The 2,612-nt window shown below is 39.5% G+C and carries 3 protein-coding genes; 1 reads left to right on the top strand and 2 read right to left on the bottom strand.

Features of this window, described 5'->3' with window-relative positions:
- Positions 1-154 precede the first annotated feature (154 nt).
- The gene (locus AB1414_18940) at positions 155-1,576 is read right to left on the bottom strand and encodes a hypothetical protein (GenBank protein MEW6609489.1); all 1,422 of its coding nucleotides are present in this window, start codon (positions 1,574-1,576) and stop codon (positions 155-157) included.
- A 137-nt stretch (positions 1,577-1,713) separates the two neighbouring features.
- On the opposite strand from AB1414_18940, the gene AB1414_18935 reads away from it, so the two are divergent.
- A complete protein-coding gene (locus tag AB1414_18935; protein MEW6609488.1) occupies positions 1,714-1,998 on the top strand; it encodes a hypothetical protein in 285 nt (94 codons plus the stop codon).
- An 8-nt stretch (positions 1,999-2,006) separates the two neighbouring features.
- On the opposite strand, the gene AB1414_18930 is transcribed toward AB1414_18935, so the two are convergent.
- Positions 2,007-2,219: a hypothetical protein gene (locus AB1414_18930; protein ID MEW6609487.1), complete on the bottom strand. Its 213-nt coding sequence runs from the start codon at positions 2,217-2,219 to the stop codon at positions 2,007-2,009.
- Positions 2,220-2,612 lie beyond the last annotated feature (393 nt).

The raw sequence follows: 2,612 nt of genomic DNA, 5'->3' as shown, positions 1-2,612 counted from the left end.
GGTAAATATGTTGTTTGTGTCATAAGTTTGTCCTCCTTATTTTAGTTAGTTAATACTTTTTGTATAGTATACCATAAAATCTTTCGCAGGTCAAACTTGACACTTTATCATATCATCTCTGCGGTGATTTTTACCTGGTTACCTTGTCCCAAAACTACTTAATCGCTACCTCGAATACTAATGTTCCGTTTACACCAGGTGGTACTTCATCTATCGTCCATCTCACATGTGTAACTGGTGATGTCTCGTATGGATCGAAGGTTAACCCACCATCATGCGAATAGGATTCACTGGCTGATGGGCCAGATGTCTCGTGTGCACTACCTGTAACATACCCTGTCCCATCTGGCACCATATCGGTAATCACCACATTATGTGCTGTCCCTGAACCAACATTGATATAGGCAATAGTGTAAGTCAATGTCGCACCGATAGTTACTGTGCCTATGTAGGAGACATCCTTACTCAATTCAATCTCTGGTAGATTAACTACTGGTGGGATAAGCTCTATTACTATCCCGGCAAATTTTGTTGGCATATCCTTACCTGTGGAATCCTGATACTCTGCCTTGGCTATGTTGACTATGCCTAATTCCTCTACATCAGCAGGATAGTTAAGTTGATTTGGCCCAGAGCCTGAAACACCTGTCTGACCTTGTTGCCAGACAATACTTGCCGGAGTAAACGCTGGATAATCATTGGTTCTTACCTCAATTACTCGATGGTTATACGTGTCAGCTATAAGGGTATTCCAATTACTCATTCGGATAGCTTCAGCAGGCAAGTTAAGTGGCAGACCTGTAGAAGAACCACACTCCCAGACTATCGTTCCTCCAGTTGGATAAGTAGGTTGCACTTCAATTACTCGATTGTTACCTTGATCAGCAATGAGTATCGTGCCACAAATCAGTCTCATAGCATCTTTGGGATAGTAAAGTTGATTTGGCCCAGAACCTTGGGTACCTCCATACTGATAGGTGATAGTCCCATCTGTTGGAGAGGTTCGTTGGACCTCAATTACCCGATTATTCCCGTAATCTGTAATAAGGTAATAATCGGTTGGTGTCCCAGGTCGCCATTCAGCTTCAGAAGGATTCCTCAGAGTGATATTAGGTCCATTACCACATTGCCAGACAACAGTTGCAGTATTTGGATAAACCGGGGTAACCTCAAGTACTTGATTGCCTCCAACAATAAGCACATTACCATTGGGTAATTTCTTTACATCTCGTGGAGAGAAGCCTGGCCTATAATCCCAGATAATCGTTCCGGCACTGGTACCAGTAGGTTGAACCTCAATCACCCGATTGTTATCACAATCAGCGATAAGTACATTACCGTTAGTCAACTTAACAGCTTCGTAAGGATAGTAAAGTTGATTTGGCCCTGAGCCATGAACACCTGTTTGTCCATACTGCCAGATGATATTGTGGTTAGCATCAACCTCAATCACACGGTGGTTATTGCTATCAACAATAAGCAGAGTAGTTGTTGGCGTAGCGAAGGATAGTTTGGGCAGACAACATATCAACCCCAACATCAGCAAACCAATAAACCAATTCATTCTTTTTTTCATTTTTTAAATACCTCCTTTTGTTTGGTAATTGGTAACTGGTGAATGGTAATTAGTTACCAGTTACCATTTAACCAATTACTTACTTTATAATTTCGTGAAGCCCTATTTAATTCCTCTCTTGAGAGGAGCGTAGGGGTGTGTATTCCCCTTATAGTAACACAACCTTCCACGGTTGTGAGAACATGGTGGTTATTGGCAAGCAGGATGCTTGCCTTACTTTTTCGGTAGAATTATCTGCCTACCTGTGCAGGTTGTATGGGACGCAGATTTCCGTTTTTTGGGGACGCAGATGGACAGGATTTTTAGGATTTTATTTTATTTATTTTTATCCTGTTCATCTGCGTTCATCCGCGTCCTTTATGGTTGGTAATTGGTTAAATGGTAATTGGTTAAACAGTTACCAATTACCAGTTACCAATTAACCGATTATTTACTTTATAATTTCGTGAAGCCCTATTTCCAATAAAGACTTTCTCTCTTTTATTCTACCTTCTCTATGGTCATTTTCTGAAGCATCTAATATTTCTAAAAACTCTTTTTTGAACAACCCAACCGCATTGCAAAATGCCTCAAAGTTATCCTTCTTTATCTCAATGCTAATTCTTGAATCATCTTTTTTTACAACATCAGCACATAACTTCATATTTTCAAACCTCCTCGTTTTCTGGACGCAAGATTTTCGTTTTTTGGGACGCAGATTTACAGGATTTTTAGGATTTTATTTTATCCTGTTCATCTGCGTTCATCTGCGTCCTACTTTCCCAAAAATTTATGCGGATATTTACCTTTCTAATCTATTCTTTATCCGAATAGTATCCTGAATAAGTTTTAATACTGCCTTATCTTTATCCCTGTTTACATAAGTCTTTGCTTTCAAAACATCCTCTAAGCACGCCACCTTACAAAAGGTATTACTCGATATTCAAGTTTTTTTAAGATTAAGTGGTTTATCCTTTTTTAACCGCAAAGAACGCAAAGAAATTAACCGCAAAGAACGCAAAGATTATAGTGCTCTGTTAAGATTGAAGTTGCATGT

Source organism: bacterium, assembly GCA_040755795.1.
Classification (GTDB): domain Bacteria; phylum UBA9089; class CG2-30-40-21; order CG2-30-40-21; family SBAY01; genus JBFLXS01.
The sequence above is the reverse complement of the archived record's forward strand: the minus strand, read 5'-3'. Positions and strand labels throughout refer to the sequence as shown.

Excerpts from the sequence above, each read along its gene's own strand:
- AB1414_18940 (MEW6609489.1), bottom strand. The coding sequence starts at position 1,576 with ATGAAAAAAAGAATGAATTGGTTTATTGGTTTGCTGATGTTGGGGTTG.
- AB1414_18930 (MEW6609487.1), bottom strand. The coding sequence starts at position 2,219 with ATGAAGTTATGTGCTGATGTTGTAAAAAAAGATGATTCAAGAATTAGC.